Genomic DNA, 20027 nt, shown 5'->3' with positions numbered 1-20027 from the left:
CCGCGGGGACGCGATGGGCACGGTCTGTCGCTGCCGATAACGATCCCCGGAGGTGACGATGCTCGACGAAGCGGAATTCGACCGCGACGACGCCGCCCCCATCGACATGCTGGAGAATTATTTCTCCGCGCATGGCTGGACCCACGAGCGCGAAGACGACGAGATCGTTGCGAAGGTAAAGGGCAGCTGGACCGAATATGAGCTTCGCGCGATCTGGCGTGAGGACGATGGCGTGCTCCAGTTCCTGGGCTTTCCCGACATTCGCGTGCCCGACGATCGCCGGTCCGCGCTGTACGAGACGATCGGGCTGGTCAACGAGCAGTTGTGGATCGGCCATTTCGAGCTGTGGTCGGCCAGCGGCATCCTGTTGTATCGCCATGCCGCGATGATCGACGGCGGCGAGGCGACGCTGACGCTGGCGCAGGCGGAACTGCTCGTGGAAAGCGCGATCGACGAGTGCGAGCGCTTTTATCCGGTGTTCCAGTTCGTGCTGTGGGGCGGCAAGACGCCCGCCGATGCACTGGCATCCGCGCTCATTGAAACGCAGGGCGAGGCATGACGGGACATCTCCCGACGAGCCTCTGGCTCGTCGGATGCGGCAACATGGGCGGGGCGATGCTGCGCCGGTGGATCGACAGCGGCATCGATCCGCTGCGCATCACCGTGATCGATCCCGGCGCACCCATCGTGCCAGCCGGGGTGCGCGTGGTCGCGTCGCCGCCGCCCGGCGACATGCCCGGCACGTTGGTATTGGCGATCAAGCCGCAGCAGCTTGGCGCAGTGGCCGCCGCGATCGGGGCCCAGCTGGCGGGCGTGCCGCTGCTCCTGTCGATCCTGGCGGGGGTCGAGGAAAGCGTGCTGTACGACAGTTTCGGCGCGCAGGCGGTGGTGCGGGCGATGCCCAACCTGCCGGTCGCGATCGGCAAGGGCGTGGTGGCGCTGCACAGCGCGACCGAGGACGCGCGCACCCGGCGCGTCGCCGAACAGCTCATGGCGCCGCTGGGGCTGGTCGAATGGATCGCGAACGAACCCCTGTTCGACGCAGTGACTGCGCTTTCGGGCTGTGGTCCGGGGTTCGTCTATCGCTTCATCGATGCGATGGCGGAGGCGGGGGCGGCATTGGGCCTGCCTGCCGATCAGGCGCAGCGGCTGGCGGTCGCCACGGTCGAAGGGTCGGGGCTGCTCGCGGCGCAGGCCGACGTGTCGCCCTCGGTCTTGGCGGACCGCGTCGCCAGCCCCGGCGGATCAACGCGCGAGGGGCTGAACGTGCTGGATCGCGAAAATGCGCTGCGCACGCTGATGCGAGAGACGCTGGCCGCATCCGCGCGCCGCAACGCCGAAATGGCCGCCGAGGCGCGCAAATAGGGGGCGCGGTTGGAACGCCTGCGGTGTCGATGGGTTGTGCAGCCAGACGCGCAATCAATCGGAGGCGACCATGGCAACCACGGCCACACGCGACGACAAGGGACGGTTCAAGGCTACGCGCAGCCGCAGCAAGAACGGCAGCGGCTCAGGCAACGGCATCGGCGTGATCGCTGGCGCGGCGGCCGGTGGCGCGGCGCTCGGCTTGCTCGCGCTGCTCGGACGTAAGGCCGCCGTGCAGGCGCCGACCGCGCTTGCCGGCAACTGGGACGAGGCGCTGGCGACCGAACATGCGGCGATGCTCAAGGTGTTCGACTCGATCGAGGCGACCGACGAGAGCGCCACGGTGCGCCGGAACCTGCTCCTCTCGCACCTCAAGCACGCGCTGATGAAGCACGCGATTGAGGAAGAGAATGTCGTCTATCCCGCGCTCCGCGAGATCGGCCAGCAGGACGCGGCCGATGCGCTGAACAAGGATCATGGCTATGTGAAGCAGTATCTCTATGAGCTGGAGAACATGCCCACGGCCTCGCCCGAATGGATCGCCAAGGTGCGCAAGTTCCGCGCCGACATCGAAGCGCATATGCAGGAAGAAGAGCTGACCCTGTTCCCGATGCTGCGCGCCGCGCTCAGCGAAGAAAAGAACAAGGCGCTGACGCTCACGATGAACAAGGAAGGCTTCAAGGTCGCCTGAAGCCCTATGACGGGGTCGCCCGGCGGCCCCGTCACCGCCCCAGCGCGGCGATGCGCTGGCGGTCTTCCTCGGGGATAAGCCCCTCCAGCACCGCCCAGAATCCGCCCACGGCGCCGGGATTAGCGCTGGAATAGGCGGCGGACATTTTCTCCCGCAGCGCCTCGAACAGCGTAGTTTCCAGTTCGGCGCCCGCATGCGTCAGCCGCAACAGCCGCTGGCGCCGGTCGCGTTCTCCCGATCGCGTCTCCACCAGCCCGCGTTCGGAAAGCTCGCCCAGCACCCGACCCAGCGATTGCTTGGTGATGGCCAGCAGCGCCAGCAATTCGCTCACCGTCAGGTCCGGCTTGCGCGCGATGAAATACAGCGCGCGGTGATGCGCGCGGCCCAGCCCCTGTTCCGCCAGCTGCGCGTCGATCGAGCGCGTCAGGTTGGAATAGCCGAAATACAACAGCTCCACGCCCCGCCGGATCTCGGGTTCGCGCAGGAAGAGCGGGGAAGCAGGAATTGGGGCAGCCATGTTGACCATCTTTGCCATGCGGCCTAGTCCGTCGCAAGCCGACGCGGCTCGCGCGCGGTGCACGCGGGAAAGCGAAGATGGAAGACACGACGATCCTGGATTTCGAGTTCGAGGCCCACCCCAATCCGGTCAGCGCCGCTGATCGCGCGGCACTTCTCGGCGATCTTGGTTTCGGCAAGGTGTTTACCGATCACATGGTCGTGATCCGCTATACCGAAGAGCGCGGCTGGCACGATGCGCGCGTGCAGGCGCGCGGGCCGATTCAGGTCGACCCGGCCTGCGCGGTGCTCCACTATGCGCAGGAGATTTTCGAAGGGCTCAAGGCGTATCGCACGCCCGATGGCGGCGCGGCGCTGTTCCGCCCGGAAGCCAACGCGCGCCGCTTCGCCGAATCGGCTGAGCGCATGGCGATGCCGCCGCTGCCCGAGGCGCTGTTCCTCGCGTCGATCCGCGCGCTGGTGAAGGCCGATGGCGACTGGATTCCCGAAGGCGAGGGCGCGTCGCTGTACCTGCGGCCCTTCATGTTCGCGAGCGAGACCTTCTTGGGCGTGCGCCCGGCGAAGGAATATCTTTATATGGTCATCGCCTCGCCGGCGGGTGCCTATTTCAAGGGCGGTGCGCCGTCGGTCACGCTGTGGACGTCGGAGCATTACACCCGCGCCGCGCGCGGCGGCACCGGCGCGGCCAAGTGCGGCGGCAACTACGCCGCCAGCCTGATCGCCCAGGCCGAGGCGATTCGCGAAGGCTGCGACCAGGTGGTCTTCCTCGACGCGGTCGAGAACCGCTTTGTCGAGGAACTGGGCGGCATGAACGTGTTCTTCGCGTTCGACGATGGCACGATCCAGACACCGCCGCTGGGCGGCACGATCCTGCCCGGCATCACCCGCGAATCGCTGATCCAGCTGGCCCGCGATGCCGGGATCACGGTGCGTGAAGAGCCCTATTCGATGGCGCAGTGGCAGGCAGACGCCGCCAGCGGCCGCCTGCGCGAGGCGTTTGCGTGCGGCACCGCGGCGGTGGTCACCGCGATCGGCCGGGTGCGCGGCAAGGGCTTTGATTTCTCGATCGGCAATGGCGGTCCGGGCATCCTGACCGAGCAATTGCGCAACCAGCTGACGTCGATCCAGCGCGGAACTGCGCCCGATCCGCACGGCTGGCTTGAAAGGCTGGTTTAAGGCCGTATAAGCCCGCTTCCCGTTGGGGCGTCGCCAAGTGGTAAGGCAGCGGCTTTTGGTGCCGCCATTCCCAGGTTCGAATCCTGGCGCCCCAGCCAATCCTCCCTTCGCGAAGCGCGAGGGGAGGGCCGCGCGATGCCACTGGCGCGCCGGGCCGCGAAGCCCCATATACCGGGCATCGCGCCGCTTTTTTCGAGCAGGGTCCGACTGAGAGATGCGTGTGCTCCCGCTCCTGGCGGAGGCATGCCGTGATTCCTGCTCCCTTGCGATTCCCCGTACTGCGCCTGCGCGCCGAACAGCGAGGCGTGGCATGTCGCGCGCGCTGAACATCGATGCGACGGTCGACGACGTCATGGCCCGGTGCGCCAAGCACAATGCCGCGATCAGCGCGATCGAGCCCTTGCAGCCGCGCGGCACGCGCGTGGTGTTCATGAATGGCGAGGACGCGGCAGTCATGGCCCGCGCCTACGGTGCCAAGGTGCTTACAGGCGCTGTCACCCGCACCCCGTGGCGGCAGCGCGAGGGCTGAAAACCGAATATTCGTAAAAACAACGACCTGCCCTTGTTTCGGGCGTCAGGCTCCCCATATGCGCGCTGCTAATCGTCGCATGCGACGGAAACCGACGCTTCCGGGCCGACCCTTTCCTTACACGCTTCTTCTTGGCGCCGCGTGCATGTGCGCGCGGCCACTTACGTGTTTCGCGAAAGGAACATCTTATGCCCATCGGCAAGGTCAAATTTTTCAACATCGACAAGGGCTACGGTTTCATTGCGCCTGAAGACGGCGGCAATGACAGCTTCGTGCACATCAGCGCAGTAGAGCGCGCCGGGATGAGCACGCTGCAGACCGACCAGCGCGTGTCGTACGACATCGAGAACGACCAGCGCGGCAAGGCTTCGGCGGTCAACCTCCAGGCCATGTGATCGCGTGTGCCGGCCCACGGGCCGGCACCGTTCACGGACAGCAAAAAGGGAGCAGATGCGGTAACCGCGTCTGCTCCCTTTTCCGTTGGGCCAAGGCGCGCCGTTGCTATTTCGTCGCGATGTCGCTGGCCTCGGCATTATATTCGGCCCGCACGAATGCGCGTGCCGCCGTCTGCGTCTTGAAGGCGTCGCCGAGCAGTTCGCTCGACACCAGCGGATAGCCCTGCGAATTGAAGCGGGTGGTGCGGACGGTCACGCGGAACACACCCTCTTCATCCTTGGCGACCAGATAGGGGCGGACGGGAACTCTCGACATGGGGACTCCTGGGGTTCGGGGTATGGGATGCTTCAAAAGCCGTCACCGGCCGTCAGGGCGGGTGAGGGCGGTGAGGTTTCGGAGAAATCGACGATCGCCACTTCGGTGGTGAGCAGCAGCCCCGCGACCGACGCCGCGTCCTGCAATGCCGAACGGACGACGAGCGTGGGATCGATCACCCCGGCGGCGACCAGGTCCTCATACACTTCGGTCTGCGCGTTGAAGCCGATGGTGCGATCGCCGCCTTCGAGCAGCCGCGCCGCGACCACTCCGCCGTCATGCCCGGCATTCTCGGCGATCTGGCGCAGCGGCGCCGACAGCGCCTGGCGGACGATAGCGATGCCGCGTGTCTGGTCTTCATTGGCGCCGGTCAGGCCCGCCAGCGCGGTGGTGGCATAGAGCAGGGCACTGCCCCCGCCGGGGACGATGCCTTCCTCCACGGCGGCGCGGGTTGCGTGCAGCGCGTCGTCGACGCGGTCCTTGCGCTCGATCATCTCGACTTCGGTAGAGGCGCCGACGCGCAGGATCGCCACGCCGCCCGCCAGCTTGGCGATCCGCTCCTGGAGCTTTTCCTTGTCATAGTCGCTGTCGGTGGCGTCGATCTGCTGCAGGAGCGCGGCGCCGCGCGCCGTGATCGCCGCAGGATCGCCTGCGCCGTCGATGATCGTCGTGTCGTTCTTGTCGATCGTCACGCGCCGCGCGGTGCCCAGGCTGGCCAGGGTAAGGTCGTCCAGCTTGGTGCCCATTTCGGGGGAGACGAGCGTGCCGCCGGTCAGGATCGCGAGATCCTCCAGCATCGCCTTGCGACGATCGCCGAAACCCGGTGCCTTGACCGCCGCTACCTTTAGCCCGCCGCGCAGCTGGTTGACCACCAGCGTCGCCAGCGCCGCGCCTTCGACATCCTCCGCCACGATCAGCAGCGGCCGGCCCGACTGGGCCACAGCCTCCAGCACGGGCAGCAGCGTGTGCAGGTCGGACAGCTTGTCCTGGTGAATCAGGATATGCGGATCGTCGAGCTCGACGGTCATCCGCGCCTGGTTGGTGACGAAATAGGGCGAGAGATAGCCGCGGTCGAACTGCATGCCCTCGACCATTTCCAGCTCGAATTCCATGCCGCGCGCGTCCTCGACCGAGATCACGCCCTGCGTGCCGACCTTGTCCATCGCCGCTGCGATCATCCGGCCGATTTCCTCGTCGCCATTGGCGGAGACGATTCCGACCTGGGCGATTTCGGCATTGCCCGACACGGGGCGCGACTGGGCCTTGAGCGCGTCGGCCACCGCCGTCACGGCCAGGTCGATGCCGCGCTTCAGATCGGTGGGGCTCACCCCCGACGACACGGCCTTCATCCCTTCGCGCACGATCGCCTGGGCCAGCACGGTGGCGGTGGTGGTGCCGTCGCCGGCGTGATCCTGGGTGCGGGTCGCCACCGCGCGCAGCATCTGTGCGCCCAGATTCTCGAACCGGTCCTTCAGTTCGATATCCTTGGCGACGGTCACGCCGTCCTTGGTGATGCGCGGCGCGCCATAGCCCTTGTCGAGCAGCACGTTGCGTCCGCGCGGCCCCAATGTGACTTTTACGGTGTCGGCGAGGATATCGACTCCGCGCGCGATCTTCTCGCGCGCGTCGCGCGAAAACTTGATGTCCTTGGCTGCCATGGAAACGGGCCGATTCGGTTGCTGGGCCGCGACGAAAGCGTCGCTCTCACAACCGGGAGCCAGCGCTGCCAATATGCGAATTGGCACTCGCCAGGTGGAGTGCCAGTGTGTGCCATGTGGACCTTTGCGCGCATTCCCGCAAGGGCGGGTGCAAATCCCTTAGGCCGCATGGCCCGCCGCATGTTACAAGCGCGCGCTGCTCCATCTCGGGTCAGAGCGTTGGCCACCGGCTCGAACGCCAAGAAGTGGAGCGTTCGATGGCCAAGGGACAGCAAAAGACCAACAAGGAAGTCCGCAAGCCCAAAAAGGCCGGACCGCCAAAGCCGGCGCCCGGCCTTTCGGCACACAAGGAATCGCCGGTGCCCAACCTGATAAAGCGCGTCTAGCGCGCAGGGGCGGACAGCGTTTCACCCACCAGGCGGAAGAATGCGGTGCCGCCCGGCGACTGGGCGACATCCCATTCCGGATGCCATTGCACCGCCAGCACGGCGCCTCCGCAGGGGTGGGCGGAGAACCCTTCGATCAGGCCGTCGGCGGGCGCGATGGCTTCGACGCGAAGCCCGGCGCCCAGCCGGTCGATGCCCTGATGGTGCACCGAATTGACTTCGAGCCGGCGCTCCCCCGTCGCGGTGGCGAGCAGGCCGCCGTCGCTCAGCACCACGTCGTGCCGATGCTCGAACAGCGCATCGAACGGTGCCGGCTCGTCGCGGTGATGGTGCGCGAGGTCGCCGGTGAGCGATCCGCCGAACAGCACGTTCAGTTCCTGCAACCCGCGGCAGATGCCGAAGACCGGGCGGCCGCGCTCGATCATTTCCTCGGCAAGGGCGAGCGCCACGAAATCGCGCTGCTCGTCCACGCGATCCTGATCGCTCGCGGTCCCGCCATAGCGCGCGGCAGCGACATTGGAACGCGATCCGGTGAGCAGCAACCCGTCGAGCCGGTCGCCCAGCGCTACCGCGTCGAGCGCGTCGATCAGCGCGGGGACCAGCAGCACGGTCGCGCCCGAGATGCGCGACAGCGGCTCGATGAAGCGGCTGGCGACGGCCTGGATCGGGCGTTCGGCCACTTCGTTGCAGCACAAGACGCCGATCACCGGCTTGGCGACGCGCGGTGCCGACGCGGGCCGTCCGGGGCGGGGGAAGGGGGCGTGGAACATGCTGCTCACGCGGGCTCCGGCACGGCGCTTGTCTGGCCGTTGAACCGGTCCAGATCGAGAATGCCGGCACGTTTCGCGACGATGGTGGGGACCAGCGCCTGTCCGGCGACGTTCACGGCAGTGCGCCCCATGTCGAGGATCGGGTCGATCGCCAGCAACAGCCCCACGCCCTCCAGCGGCAGGTGCAGCGTCGAGAGCGTGAGCGTCAGCATCACCGTGGCGCCGGTGAGCCCGGCGGTGGCCGCCGAGCCGATCACCGATACGAACGCGATCAGCAGATAATCCGACAGGTGTAGCGGCACGCCATAGAATTGCGCGACGAAGATCGCCGCAATGGCGGGATAGATCGCCGCGCAGCCATCCATCTTGGTCGTGGCGCCCAGCGGCACGGCGAAGGCGGCATAGGCAGCCGGTACGCCCAGCGCACGTTCGGTCACTTCCTCGGTAACGGGCAGCGTGCCGACCGACGAGCGCGAGACGAATCCGAGCTGGATCGCCGGCCAGGCCGAGGCGAAGAAGCGCAGCGGATTGAGCCCGTTGCCGGCCAGCAGCACGGGATAGACCACCAGCAGCACCAGCCCGAGCCCGAGATAGATGGCTCCGGCGAAAGACCCCAGCGCCGACAGCGCGTCCCAGCCATAGCGGATCACGGCGTCACCGATCAGCGCGGCGCTGCCGATCGGCGTGAGCGCGATGATCCAGCGCAGCAGCCGCCGGAAGATCGACAGTGCCGATGCATTGAACGACAGGAACGCTTCGCCCGCCGCCCCGACGCGCACCGCCGCCGCACCGATCGCGATGGCAGCGACGATGATCTGGAGCACGTTGAATGACAGCGTGGTCTTTGCGGCACCCGCATCAAGGCTGGTCGACGCTGTCATCCCCAGGAAATTGGCGGGGACGAGCCCTTTCAGGAAATCCAGCCACGACCCGCTGCTCGACGGCGCAGCGGCGGTGGCGACATCCACCCCGGCGTGCAGACCCGGCTGGATCGTCAGGCCCAGCGCGATGCCGATCGACACTGCGATCAGCGCGGTCACGGCGAACCACAACAGGGTGCCGGTCACCAGCTTCGCGGCGTTTTCCAGATCCCGCAGCGCCGCGATCGACGCGACAATCGCCGCGAACACCAGCGGCGGCACCAGCGCCTTGAGCAACTGGACGAAGATCTGGCCGGTGGTGTGCAATGCCTCGCCGATGCCCTCGGGCGCGCCGGCCCGAACGGCGAGGCCCAGCGCAAGCCCCACGATCATCCCGAGCAGCACCTGCGCGCCGAACCCGTTCCAGAACCGCTTGTTGGGGGCATGGCCCTGTTGTGCTTGTGCCATGATGTGCGACCGATTTCCTTGCGATAATGCGGTCGCACAATATCCCACTGGAACGATGGGCGAATAAACAAATCCTTCCGCACGCCAAGGCCAACCTTGATCGCGCCTCGCGATGCGCAAGCGGCTGCGGGGCTGGCAAAGATGCGTCCCATTTTGGCAATATTGCCTGCAAACCCGTTCCATTGTGAAAGTAAAATGATAAAGGCTGGCGGCATCAAGGGAGGCGTCGGGCGGCGGTTGAGGGACTGCGGCGCGACGGAATGCAGTTTTGGGGATGGATACCGTGACTTATACCGGGGGCGCCGTGTCGCGCGCCGACATGCGCGCCTTTGGCAGCGCAGCCGTTTCGCGGCGCATGCTGGCGCTTCTGCTTGCCTGCACAAGCGGCTGCATGGCGCCGCTGGCGGCGATGGCACAGAATGTACCCGACGCGGGTAGCCTGCAGCGACAGTTGCGACAGGGGGTGACTACCACGGTACCCCAGCGGGCTCCCGATGCGCCGCAACCGCCGGTGCCGCAGGCAAGTGCCCCCGAAGATCGGGTCCGTGTGGCGCAGTTCTCAGTCGAGGGCGCTACGCTGATCGCCTCCGCCGATCTGGAGGCGGCGGTGCAGCCGTTCGTCGGCCGGATGCTGGGGATCGAGGAACTGCGCGCGGCGGCGCGAGCGGTTGCCGATGTGTATCGGCGTCGCGGCTATTTCGCCCGCGCGATCCTGCCGCCGCAGGATATCAGCACCGGCATCGTGCGCATCCAGGTTGTCGAAGGGCGCTTCGGCAAGATCCTGCTCGACGATCAGGCACCCCGCGCCGATGGCGACTTCGTGGCGCGCGTGGTCGGCGCGCGGCTCAAGCCCGGTGCGCCCTATTCGGCGGACGCGCTGGAGCGCGGCCTGCTGATCGCCAACGATCTGCCCGGCGTGCGCGCGGACGGTGTGTTGAAGGCGGGCAGCGCGCACGGGACCAGCGATCTGGCGCTGACGGTGCGCGACAAGCCGTTGGTGCATGGCAGCATCGGCGGCGACAATGGCGGCGCGGTGTCGACCGGGCGCTATCGCGGCATCGGCACGCTCGCGATCGACGGGCTTACCGGGCAGGGGGACCGCGTATCGGTGCTCGCGCTGGGATCTGAGGGGCTGGGCTATGGCCGGCTGGGCTGGAGCCTCCCGATCGGTGCCGATGGCTGGCGGGCCGAGGCGCATGTCAGCTATCTGCGCTATTGGCTGGGCGGCACGTTCAAGCCGCTCGACGCGCGCGGGAGCGCAGGTACGCAGGGCATCGACCTGACCTATCCCGTGGTGCGCACAAGCGCGGCCTCGCTCGATTTCCGCGCGGCCTATGAGCATGGCCAATATAACGACGACGTGCTCGGCTCGGCGTCGCATCGCAAGCATATCCATCGCTTCGCGCTGTCGCTGGGCGGGGAGACGGCGGATGCGGTGGGCGGGGGCGGGCGATCGCGCTATTCGCTCGGCATGACGCTGGGCGGCGTCGACCTGTCGGGCCTTTCTCTCGACCGCGCGCTCGACCGGATCACCGCCGACACGCACGGCGCCTATGCCAAGGTCGAAGCCAGCGCCGCGCGCGACCAGCGGCTGGGCGGCGGCACCTTCGCGCGCGTCAGCGTTTCCGGACAACTGGCGCTCAACAATCTCGACTCGTCCGAACAGTTCGCGCTGGGCGGACCGGCGGGGGTGCGCGCCTATCCGGTGAACGAGGCGCTGGGCGACACCGGCTATGTCGCGTCGATCGAACTGCATCAGGGGGCGCAGTCGGCGCTGCTGGGGCTCGATCTTTATGCCTTCGCCGATGTGGGCATGATCCGGCGTCATGTCACGCCATGGCTGGGCTGGGCGGCGCCGGGCGCGGACAACCGCTATGGGCTGGCAGGTGCAGGCGTGGGCGTGTCCTACGCGCTGCCGTATGGCTTCGCGCTGGGCGCCGTGGTCGCCGCGCCCCTGGGCAGCAACCCCGGCGGCGCCGATTCCCGGCATAATCAGGACGGCAGCCGTCGCCGCGCGCGCGGCTGGCTCACGCTCTCCAAGCATTTCTGATCGGAACGATACATGATGCGCAAGAACGCTTCGCACACCGCCGCTTCGGTTTCCGCCCGTAACGTCGCACGGCGGCGCCGCACGGCGCTGGCGCTCGCCGGCGTATCGCTGCTCGGGCTGGTGCTGGCACCCGGCGCCCGAGCCCAGACCATGCCCGCCCCGACGGCGCTGCCAAGCGGCGGCACGGTGGTTGCCGGGTCGGTGCAGATTGCCACCGATGGTGCGACGATGACCGTCGACCAGGCGACCGCGCGCGGCATCATCAACTGGCAGCGTTTCGACATCGGCGAGCAGGGCAGCGTCGTCTTCCGCCAGCCCGATGCGAATGCGGTGACGCTCAATCGCGTGATCTCGGGCGCGGGCAGCACCATTGCCGGGCGCATGTCGGCCAATGGCAAGGTCTATGTCGTCAATCCCAACGGCGTGCTGTTCAGCAACACCGCGCAGGTGGACGTGGGCGGGCTGGTCGCTTCCACGGCGGACATTGCCGATGTCGATTTCCTGGCCGGGCGCGATGTGTTCGCGCTGGGTGGGGCGACGGGATCGATCGTCAATGACGGGCGCATCACCACTGCGCCGGGCGGATCGGTGGTGTTGATCGGCGGCACCGTCACCAACAACGGCGCGATCCGTGCCGAGGGCGGCGATGTCGCGCTGACGGCGGGGTCGAAGGTCACGCTGGACGCGGGCGCCGACGGGCACCTGAAGATCGAAGTGGACGGCGCGACGACGCGCACGCTGGTCCAGAATGGCGGACTGATCGCGGCGAATGGCGGCAATGTGCTGCTGCGCGCCGAGGCGGCGGATGCGGCGATTTCGTCGGTGGTCGCCAATACCGGCACGATCGAGGCGCGGACGCTGGCCAACCGGTCGGGTCGCGTCCTGCTGCTGGCGGACATGGCGGGCGGGCTGGTCGCCGCAGGCGGGACGATCGACGCGTCGGCGCCCGATGGCGGGGATGGCGGGTTTGTCGAGACCTCTGCCGCCAGCCTGTCCTTCGCGCCCGACCTGAACATCTCCACGCTGGCAGCGGCGGGGCAGACGGGAACGTGGTTGATCGATCCTTACGACATCACGATCTCCGCCGCGGGCAGCAACAATATTACGGTCGATGTCAGCGGCAGCCCCTGGTCAGTCAGTTCGGGCGGCAGCGGCGCCAACATCAACAACAGCACGCTGGCCGCCTATCTCAGCTCCAGCAACGTGGCGATCCGCACGGTCGGCGCGGGCAGCGAGGCGGGCAATATCACCGTCACCGCGCCCGTCAGCTGGAGCGCTGCGACTACGCTTTCTCTGCTGGCAGACTCGACGACCGGCGGTGTGTTCGTCAACGCCAATATTAATGGCTCCCATGCCAACAGCGCGGTGATCCTGTCGGCGGGTTCGGGCGGCATCAGCCAGGCCAACGGCACGATCCAGGCCGGTACGCTCACCGCCACCACCGCCAATGGCGGCAACGTGATCCTTACCGATCCCGGCAACGCAATCACCCGGCTGGGAACGTCCTCGTCCAGCGGCACCTTCAGCCTGATAAGCGGCGCGGCCATGACGGTTACCGGGTCGGTGAGAAGCGGAGGAGCGCTCTCGCTGCGCTCGACCAGCGACCTGACGATCGACACGGCGCTGACCGACAGTCGCCTGGGATTGATCATGTTCCTGACGGCGGACGGCAAGCTGACGATCACAAAGGACCTCACGCTCAGCGGCTCCGACGCCTGGTTGCGCCTGACGTCGGGAAGCGGTTACGTGCTCTCCTCGGGCGCGCGCGTGACGCTGTCCGGCGCGAACGCAGACCTTCGGATCAACAACCAAGCCTACACGCTGATTCATGACATCAACGCATTGCAGGCGGTCACCGGATCGGGCCTCTATGCGCTGGCTAACGATCTAGATGCATCGGCCACCGCCGCGTGGAATTCGGGCTCGGGATTCGCGCCGATCACCGGCTTTACGGGCACGTTCGCGGGGATGGGCCATATCGTCGATAGCCTGACCATCAACCGGCCCTTGCTGTCGCAAACAGGCCTGTTCGGTGACGTCAATTCGGCGACGATTCGCGACATTACGCTGTCGAACGTGTCGATCAACGGTCTCACTCGCGTCGGCGCGCTGGCCGGATTTGCCGATTATTCGACCATCAGCAACGTTCACGTCACGGGCACGGTACGCTCATCGCAGGAAGTCGGCGGTATCGTTGGGTGGCTGTCCGACTCCGCGCTCTCCGGCAGTTCGAGCAGCGCGTCGGTGACGGCCAGCGGCCCGGAGGCAGGGGGGCTGGTCGGACGCGGGTATTACGGCACGAGCATCACCAATTCCTACGCGACCGGTGCCGTGACCGCCTCCGACAAGGTGGGCGGCCTTATCGGCGGAGTCGAATACGGGTCTCCCTTCACGCTCACCAATGTCTACGCCAGCGGTCGCGTGACTGGCGGCACCAATACGGGCGGATTGATCGGCGCCAACGCCACCGGGTCCACCGTAACCTCGACCAACGCCTATTGGGACATCGATACCACCGGCCAGGCGACCAACGCAACGGGCGGTGGCGTCACCGGCATCACCAGCGCCAATGCCCGGACCCAGGCGACCTATGCCGGGTTCGATTTCACCAACACCTGGATCATGATCGCGGGCGAAACGCGCCCGATGCTGCGCAACGAATATTCGACGGTGATCGCCACCGGCGCCGCGTTGCAGCTGATGGAGACCAACAAGTCGGCCAGCTACACGCTCGGCGCCAATCTGGACCTGACCAGCGCGTTCACCGCCGATGGCAACGGCAATTACGCCGGGCTCTGGGGCGAGTCGGGCTTCTTTTCCATTGGCATGAATTTCAGCAATGACGGTCGTACCTTTACCGGCAGCTTCGACGGCGCGAACCGCAGCATTACCGGCCTGCGGATCAACCGTTCTACCACCGACTATGTGGGCTTTTTCGGCTATGCCGACGGGGCGACGATCGCGAATATCACGCTGACGGGCGGCAGCGTCACCGGCAACAGCCAGGTGGGCGCGCTGGTCGGCTATATGCAAGGTGGCACCCTGTCGAACGCCGGGGCGACCACGACGGTGGTCGGCATTTCGACCGGCGAAAGCAATAGCGGCGGACTGGTCGGCACCAACAGGGGCGGCGCGATCAGCGATTCCTGGGCGAGCGGCACCGTCACGGGCGCCGGCTACCAGGTTGGCGGGTTGGCCGGATTCAATTTCGACGGGGGCACGATCACGCGCTCCTACGCGACCGGCGCCGTTACCGGGACGAGCACCACCGGAAACGGCTATCTCGGCGGCCTTGTCGGTGGCAACGGGTATTCTGGCGACGGCGGTACGATCTCGCAGTCCTATGCGACCGGAACGGTGACCGGAGCCAGCGGCCCGATCGGCGGCTTTGTTGGCCACAATGACGGGACGATCACCGATTCCTATGCGACCGGGGTCGTCATCGGAACCGGGTCGGCGGCCAACGTCGGCGGGTTCGTCGGCGTGAATTTCGTCAACGGCACGATCAACGCGGCCTACTCGACGGGCCGTGTAACCGGAGCGACCAACGTTGGTGGCTTTGCGGGGTACAACAACAACGGCGCTGGTGCGATCACCAATGCCTATTGGAACACCCAGACCAGCGGGCAGAGCACGGGTATTTTCGGCGGGTCAGGCTCCGCGACGGCACGCACCACGGCGCAGCTTCAGGGCAGCCTGCCCAGCGGCTTCTCATCCTCGATCTGGCGCACGGGGGACAACCTCTACCCCTATTTCGGCTGGCGTTACTCGACCACGCCGGTGGCTGTCTCCGGCATCGCCAGCGCCAGCGCGGGCGGCAGCGCGCTGGCGGGAAGCACCGTCACGGCAATCTCGAACGGCGCGCTGCTGGGCAGCGCGGTCACGGGCGACGATGGCTATTACTACATCCTGGCGCCCGCGTCCGGGCTGAGCGCCAGCGGCGTGCTGACCTATCTGGATGGCGGCGCGACGCTCGGCGCGGCCTTCTCCGACGCGCTCGGCACCAACGGCGTGCAGAATATTGCGTTGTACGGCACGGCGATGCACCTGATTACCGGCCAGGCGAGCCTGACGGCGACGCGCACCAACTATCTCGCCGCGCGTGGCAGCTATGCCGATACCGACCTGTCCTTCCTCGGCAGCAACTTCGCGCCGCTGACGACGACGGCCGGATACGGCCTCACGCTCGATGCATCGGGCAATTATGCGCTGGATACCGGCTTTACCTCCTCGGGCGCGCTGTCTCTCTCCAGCGGGGGCACGTTCGGCCTGAACAGCAGCGTTACGCTGTCGGCGGGCGGCGCACTGACGATCGGGAGCGCGATTAGCTGGTCGAACGGCTCGACGCTGAGCCTTTCGACGACGGGCGGCGGCGCGATCACGCTGAACGGCGCGGTCACCGGCACCGCAGGCGGGCTCACCCTCGCCGGATCGGGCACCATCACGGCGGGCGCCATCGACGTCAGCGCATTCCGCCTGACCAGCGGCAACTGGCGGCAGGTGGCGGCATCGCTGCCCAGCTTCGCGGCGACCAATTTCATGCTCGACAGCGGCGGCAGCTTCCTCCGCGCAACCGGGGGCGACGGGACGTCGGGTACGCCGTACCAGATCGCCGACCTGTTCGGCCTCCAGGGTCTCGCGTCGACCAGCCTGCTCGCGCAGCATTTCGTGCTGGCGGCGGACATCAACGCGACGCCTGCGGCGGTGTGGAACAGCGGTGCCGGCTTCCTGCCCATCGGCAACGCCACCACCGCCTTTAACGGCAGCCTTGACGGCGCGGGCCACAGCATCGGCGGCCTCACTATCGCGCGCCCGACGATTTCCGCTGGCCTGTTTGGCCAGATCGGCAGCGGCAGCGTCAGCAACCTGACCGTTGCCGGGTCGGTACGCGGGCTCAATGCGGGTCTGCTGGCGGGGGCCAATGAGGGCACGATCAGCAACGTCGCCACCTATGGCAGCGTCGGCAACACGGGCGCGGCGAGCGCGGGTTCGCTCGGCGGGATTGTCGGCACGAGCAGCGGCACGATCACGGGCTCGACCTCGTCCGCGTCGGTAACCGGCGGAGATTACAGTGTAGTGGGTGGCCTCGTCGGCTTGAACGACGGTTTTGTCATCGGCTCCTACGCCACGGGTGCGGTAACGGCGGGAGTCGATGGCCGCGCGGGCGGTCTGGTCGGCCACAATTCGTCGGGGACGATCGAAGGCTCGTTCGCGACGGGCAACGCGACGGCGAGCGCCTCCAATGCACAGTCAGGCGGGCTTGTCGGCCTCAACGCGGGGGACATCGTCGACAGCTATGCCACGGGCATTGCCGACGCGGGGGCAGGTGACGCCGGCGGGCTTGTCGGAGCGAATTTTGGGAGGGTGACGAAAAGCTTCGCCACGGGAACAGTCTCCTCCACCTCCAGTCGCGCCGGTGGCCTGATCGGTAGCAATTCAGGGACGGTGAACAGCAGTTTCTGGAACACCACCAGTTCGGGCACCACGGTCGGCGCGGCGAGCGGCGCGACGGCCGGGATCACCGGGCGCACGACCGCCGAGATGACGTCGCTGGCGACCTTCAGCGGCGCCGGCTGGAGCATCGACGATGCCGGTGGGACTGCCTCGACATGGCGTATCTACGCCGGCTTCACCGCGCCGCTGTTGCGCAGCTTCATGACCGCGCTGACGGTGACCGGTGGCAGCGGCTCGAAGGCATATGACGGGTCGGCGACGAGCACCAATGTCGGCACGCTGACCTACAGCCCGTCGGGCTATACGACGTCGCTGGTTTCCGGCACGGCCTCGTACACTGCATCCAGCGCGAATGCGGCGACCTACACCGGCGCGGGGCTTACGCTGTCCGGCCTCTATTCGAGCCAGCTCGGCTACGACATCAGTTTAGTGTCGGGATCGCTGGTCATTTCTCCCGTCGCGCTGACCGTGACGGCGGCGAATGCCACCAAGACCTATGACGGTCTCGCGTTCAGCGGCGGCAACGGCGTTACCTATAGCGGGTTCGTCAATGGCGAGACCGCGTCGGTGCTCGGTGGCATGCTCAGCTATGGTGGCACGGCGCAGGGTGCGGTTAACGCGGGCAGCTATGGGCTAACCGCGTCGGGGCTGACGTCGGCCAACTACACGATCGGCTACACGGCGGGGACGCTGGTGGTGAACCCGGCGGCGCTGACCGTGACGGCGGCGAACGCGACCAAGACCTATAACGGGCTGGCGTGGAGCGGCGGCAATGGGGTGACCTATAGCGGGTTCGTCAATGGCGAGACGGCCTCGGTGCTGGGCGGGACGCTCGCCTATGGCGGCACCGCGCAGGGTGCGACTAATGCGGGCAGCTATGGGCTGAGCGCGTCGGGGCTTACCTCGGGCAACTACACGATCGGGTACACGTCGGGGACGCTGGTGGTGAACCCGGCGGCGTTGACCGTAACGGCTACGAACGCGACCAAGACCTATGACGGGTTGGCGTGGAGCGGCGGCAATGGGGTGAGCTATAGCGGCTTCGTCAATGGCGAGACGGCGGCGGTGCTGGGGGGCACGCTCGCCTATGGCGGGACGGCACAGGGGGCGATCAACGCGGGCAGCTATGGGCTGAGCGCGTCGGGGCTGACATCGGCTAACTACACGATCGGGTACGCGGCGGGCACGCTGTTGGTGAACCCGGCGGCGCTGACCGTGACGGCGGCGAACGCGACCAAGACCTATGACGGTCTGGCGTTCAGCGGTGGGAACGGCGTTACCTATAGCGGGTTCGTTAACGCCGAGACCGCGTCGGTGCTCGGCGGCACGCTCAGCTATGGCGGCACGGCGCAGGGGGCAGTGAATGCGGGCAGCTATGGGCTGACCGCGTCGGGGCTGACCTCGGGCAACTACACGATCGGCTATACGGCAGGCACGCTGCTGGTGAACCCGGCGGCGCTCACGGTCACCGCGAACAATGCGACCAAGACCTATGATGGCCTCGCGTTCAGCGGCGGGAACGGGGTGACCTATAGCGGGTTCGTCAATGGCGAGACCGCGTCGGTGCTGGGTGGCACGCTGACCTATGGCGGCACGGCACAGGGTGCGGTGAACGCGGGCAGCTATGGGCTGACCGCGTCGGGGCTGACCTCGGGCAACTACACGATCGGCTATACGCCGGGCACGCTGCTGGTGAACCCGGCGAGCCTCACCGTGACCGCGACCAACGCGACCAAGACCTATGATGGCCTGGCGTTCAGCGGCGGCAACGGGGTGACCTATAGCGGGTTCGTGAACGGCGAGACCGCAGCGGTGCTCGGCGGCACACTCACCTATGGCGGCACGGCGCAGGGTGCAGTGAATGCGGGCAGCTATGGGCTGACCGCGTCGGGGCTCACCTCGAGCAACTACACGATCGGCTATACGGCGGGGACGCTGCTGGTGAACCGCGCGGCGCTGACCGTGACCGCAGCGAACGCAAGCAAGACCTATGATGGCCTCGCGTTCAGCGGCGGCAACGGGGTGACTTATAGCGGATTCGTGAACGGCGAGACCGCGTCGGTGCTCGGCGGCACGCTGACCTATGGCGGCACGGCGCAGGGCGCGGTCAACGCAGGTAGCTATTGGCTGACCGCGTCCGGCCTGACCTCCAGCAACTACACGATCGGCTACACGGCGGGGACGCTGCTGGTGAACCCGGCTGCGCTGACCGTGACGGCGGCGAACGCGACCAAGACCTATGACGGGCTGGCGTGGAGCGGCGGCAACGGGGTGACTTATAGCGGGTTCGTGAACGCCGAGACCGCGTCGGTGCTGGGCGGCACGCTCAGCTATGGTGGCACGGCGCAGGGGGCGGTGAACGCGGGCAGCTATGGGCTGAGCGCGTCGGGGCTCACCTCCAGCAACTACACGATCGGCTATACGGCGGGGACGCTGGTGGTGAACCCGGCGGCGCTGACCGTGACGGCGGCGAATGCGACCAAGACCTATAACGGGCTGGCGTTCAGCGGCGGCAACGGGGTGACTTATAGCGGATTCGCGAACGGCGAGACCGCAGCGGTGTTGGGTGGCACGCTCGCCTATGGCGGGACGGCGCAGGGGGCGATCAACGCGGGCAGCTATGGGCTGAGCGCGTCGGGGCTGACCTCGAGCAACTACACGATCGGCTATACGGCGGGGACGCTGCTGGTGAACCCGGCGGCGCTGACCGTGACGGCTACGAACGCGACCAAGACCTATGACGGGCTGGCGTGGAGCGGTGGTAACGGCGTTACCTATAGCGGGTTCGTCAATGGCGAGACGGCGGCGGTGCTCGGCGGTACGTTGGCGTATGGCGGCACCGCGCAGGGTTCCATCAACGCGGGCAGCTATGGGCTGAGCGCGTCGGGGCTGACCGCCACCAACTACACGATCGGCTACACCTCCGGAACGCTGGTGGTGAACCCGGCGGCGTTGACGGTGACGGCGGGTTCGCTGTCCATCCCGTTGCTGGGCAACTATCTGCCGCTGCAATATCGCGTCGAAGGGACGATCGCGCCGCGCGATGCCGGGGCGTCGATCTTTGGGGGCGTGCTGGCGACCGAAGCCGACAACAGCCTGCCGGGCAGCTATGCTATCACGCTGGGGACGCTGCGGGTCGTCAATCCCAACTATGTCCTGTCGCGCTTTACGGGTGGCACGATCGAGGTTCAGGGTCCGACCAACACGCCCGATGGCGGCGTTGTCGAGCAGACGCTTCCGGTCGCAGCCCTGCCCGAAGCGATCGGGTCGGTCGCTGGCCGTGTGGCGCTGGCGGGGAGCGGCACGGCAACTCTGGGGCGCGACGCGCATCTCAAGACCGACGTCGATTTCATCCGCGTGGAGGCATCCGACGAAGACGGGGCGCGATAAGGG

General features: G+C 67.2%; 14 protein-coding genes and 1 tRNA gene. 10 read left to right on the top strand and 5 right to left on the bottom strand.

Annotation, left to right across the window (positions count from 1 at the left end):
- Positions 1 to 58: 58 nt before the first annotated feature.
- From ACG3SL_RS08685 to ACG3SL_RS08675, 3 genes are all read left to right on the top strand, one after another.
- Positions 59 to 559, top strand: a complete 501-nt coding sequence (locus tag ACG3SL_RS08685) for a YbjN domain-containing protein (RefSeq protein ID WP_448664730.1) — start codon at positions 59 to 61, stop codon at positions 557 to 559.
- On the top strand, positions 556 to 1365 hold the full coding sequence (locus ACG3SL_RS08680; RefSeq protein ID WP_448664729.1) for a pyrroline-5-carboxylate reductase family protein: 810 nt from the start codon (positions 556 to 558) through the stop codon (positions 1363 to 1365). Before ACG3SL_RS08685 ends, ACG3SL_RS08680 begins: the two co-directional genes overlap by 4 nt.
- A gap of 70 nt (positions 1366 to 1435) precedes the next feature.
- Entirely contained in the window at positions 1436 to 2056 is a 621-nt protein-coding gene (locus tag ACG3SL_RS08675; protein ID WP_448664728.1) for a hemerythrin domain-containing protein, read from the top strand.
- Positions 2057 to 2087: 31 nt separating this feature from the next.
- Here ACG3SL_RS08675 and ACG3SL_RS08670 read toward each other — a convergent pair whose 3' ends face one another.
- Positions 2088 to 2573 carry a MarR family transcriptional regulator gene (locus tag ACG3SL_RS08670; protein ID WP_448664727.1) on the bottom strand — a complete coding sequence of 162 codons (486 nt, stop codon included), beginning with the start codon at positions 2571 to 2573 and terminating at the stop codon, positions 2088 to 2090.
- A 77-nt stretch (positions 2574 to 2650) separates the two neighbouring features.
- Between ACG3SL_RS08670 and ACG3SL_RS08665 the strand changes: the two genes are divergently transcribed.
- From ACG3SL_RS08665 to ACG3SL_RS08650, 4 genes are all read left to right on the top strand, one after another.
- On the top strand, positions 2651 to 3748 hold the full coding sequence (locus ACG3SL_RS08665) for a branched-chain amino acid aminotransferase (protein ID WP_448664726.1): 1098 nt from the start codon (positions 2651 to 2653) through the stop codon (positions 3746 to 3748).
- Between the two features lie 23 nt (positions 3749 to 3771).
- A tRNA-Gln gene (locus ACG3SL_RS08660) sits at positions 3772 to 3846 on the top strand.
- A gap of 212 nt (positions 3847 to 4058) precedes the next feature.
- Entirely contained in the window at positions 4059 to 4277 is a 219-nt protein-coding gene (locus ACG3SL_RS08655) for a hypothetical protein (RefSeq protein ID WP_448664725.1), read from the top strand.
- Positions 4278 to 4465: 188 nt separating this feature from the next.
- On the top strand, positions 4466 to 4672 hold the full coding sequence (locus ACG3SL_RS08650; RefSeq protein ID WP_448664724.1) for a cold-shock protein: 207 nt from the start codon (positions 4466 to 4468) through the stop codon (positions 4670 to 4672).
- A gap of 106 nt (positions 4673 to 4778) precedes the next feature.
- Here ACG3SL_RS08650 and ACG3SL_RS08645 read toward each other — a convergent pair whose 3' ends face one another.
- Positions 4779 to 4988 (bottom strand): hypothetical protein, encoded by a 210-nt coding sequence (locus ACG3SL_RS08645; protein WP_448664723.1) that lies wholly within the window; start codon positions 4986 to 4988, stop codon positions 4779 to 4781.
- Positions 4989 to 5020: 32 nt separating this feature from the next.
- The gene (gene groL / locus ACG3SL_RS08640) at positions 5021 to 6646 is read right to left on the bottom strand and encodes a chaperonin GroEL (RefSeq protein WP_448664722.1); all 1626 of its coding nucleotides are present in this window, start codon (positions 6644 to 6646) and stop codon (positions 5021 to 5023) included.
- 257 nt (positions 6647 to 6903) lie between these two features.
- Between groL and ACG3SL_RS08635 the strand changes: the two genes are divergently transcribed.
- The gene (locus tag ACG3SL_RS08635; protein WP_448664721.1) at positions 6904 to 7032 is read left to right on the top strand and encodes a hypothetical protein; all 129 of its coding nucleotides are present in this window, start codon (positions 6904 to 6906) and stop codon (positions 7030 to 7032) included.
- On the opposite strand, the gene ACG3SL_RS08630 is transcribed toward ACG3SL_RS08635, so the two are convergent.
- Both ACG3SL_RS08630 and ACG3SL_RS08625 read right to left on the bottom strand, forming a co-directional pair.
- Positions 7029 to 7802 (bottom strand): gamma-glutamyl-gamma-aminobutyrate hydrolase family protein, encoded by a 774-nt coding sequence (locus tag ACG3SL_RS08630; protein ID WP_448665098.1) that lies wholly within the window; start codon positions 7800 to 7802, stop codon positions 7029 to 7031. The genes ACG3SL_RS08635 and ACG3SL_RS08630 overlap by 4 nt on opposite strands.
- 5 nt (positions 7803 to 7807) lie before the next feature.
- Positions 7808 to 9130 (bottom strand): dicarboxylate/amino acid:cation symporter, encoded by a 1323-nt coding sequence (locus ACG3SL_RS08625; RefSeq protein ID WP_448664720.1) that lies wholly within the window; start codon positions 9128 to 9130, stop codon positions 7808 to 7810.
- A 274-nt stretch (positions 9131 to 9404) separates the two neighbouring features.
- On the opposite strand from ACG3SL_RS08625, the gene ACG3SL_RS08620 reads away from it, so the two are divergent.
- Together ACG3SL_RS08620 and ACG3SL_RS08615 are read left to right on the top strand one after the other, a co-directional pair.
- Complete coding sequence (locus tag ACG3SL_RS08620) at positions 9405 to 11180, top strand: ShlB/FhaC/HecB family hemolysin secretion/activation protein (protein ID WP_448664719.1); 1776 nt, start codon at positions 9405 to 9407, stop codon at positions 11178 to 11180.
- A gap of 12 nt (positions 11181 to 11192) precedes the next feature.
- Positions 11193 to 20024, top strand: coding sequence for an MBG domain-containing protein (locus ACG3SL_RS08615; RefSeq protein ID WP_448664718.1), 8832 nt, complete (start codon positions 11193 to 11195; stop codon positions 20022 to 20024).
- Positions 20025 to 20027: the final 3 nt, after the last annotated feature.

This window comes from Sphingomonas degradans (assembly GCF_053502645.1).
The sequence above is the reverse complement of the archived record's forward strand: the minus strand, read 5'-3'. Positions and strand labels throughout refer to the sequence as shown.

Excerpts from the sequence above, each read along its gene's own strand:
- ACG3SL_RS08685 (WP_448664730.1), top strand. The coding sequence starts at position 59 with ATGCTCGACGAAGCGGAATTCGACCGCGACGACGCCGCCCCCATCGAC.
- ACG3SL_RS08680 (WP_448664729.1), top strand. The coding sequence starts at position 556 with ATGACGGGACATCTCCCGACGAGCCTCTGGCTCGTCGGATGCGGCAAC.
- ACG3SL_RS08675 (WP_448664728.1), top strand. The coding sequence starts at position 1,436 with ATGGCAACCACGGCCACACGCGACGACAAGGGACGGTTCAAGGCTACG.
- ACG3SL_RS08670 (WP_448664727.1), bottom strand. The coding sequence starts at position 2,573 with ATGGCTGCCCCAATTCCTGCTTCCCCGCTCTTCCTGCGCGAACCCGAG.
- ACG3SL_RS08665 (WP_448664726.1), top strand. The coding sequence starts at position 2,651 with ATGGAAGACACGACGATCCTGGATTTCGAGTTCGAGGCCCACCCCAAT.
- ACG3SL_RS08655 (WP_448664725.1), top strand. The coding sequence starts at position 4,059 with ATGTCGCGCGCGCTGAACATCGATGCGACGGTCGACGACGTCATGGCC.
- ACG3SL_RS08650 (WP_448664724.1), top strand. The coding sequence starts at position 4,466 with ATGCCCATCGGCAAGGTCAAATTTTTCAACATCGACAAGGGCTACGGT.
- ACG3SL_RS08645 (WP_448664723.1), bottom strand. The coding sequence starts at position 4,988 with ATGTCGAGAGTTCCCGTCCGCCCCTATCTGGTCGCCAAGGATGAAGAG.
- groL (WP_448664722.1), bottom strand. The coding sequence starts at position 6,646 with ATGGCAGCCAAGGACATCAAGTTTTCGCGCGACGCGCGCGAGAAGATC.
- ACG3SL_RS08635 (WP_448664721.1), top strand. The coding sequence starts at position 6,904 with ATGGCCAAGGGACAGCAAAAGACCAACAAGGAAGTCCGCAAGCCCAAA.
- ACG3SL_RS08630 (WP_448665098.1), bottom strand. The coding sequence starts at position 7,802 with ATGTTCCACGCCCCCTTCCCCCGCCCCGGACGGCCCGCGTCGGCACCG.
- ACG3SL_RS08625 (WP_448664720.1), bottom strand. The coding sequence starts at position 9,130 with ATGGCACAAGCACAACAGGGCCATGCCCCCAACAAGCGGTTCTGGAAC.
- ACG3SL_RS08620 (WP_448664719.1), top strand. The coding sequence starts at position 9,405 with ATGGATACCGTGACTTATACCGGGGGCGCCGTGTCGCGCGCCGACATG.
- ACG3SL_RS08615 (WP_448664718.1), top strand. The coding sequence starts at position 11,193 with ATGATGCGCAAGAACGCTTCGCACACCGCCGCTTCGGTTTCCGCCCGT.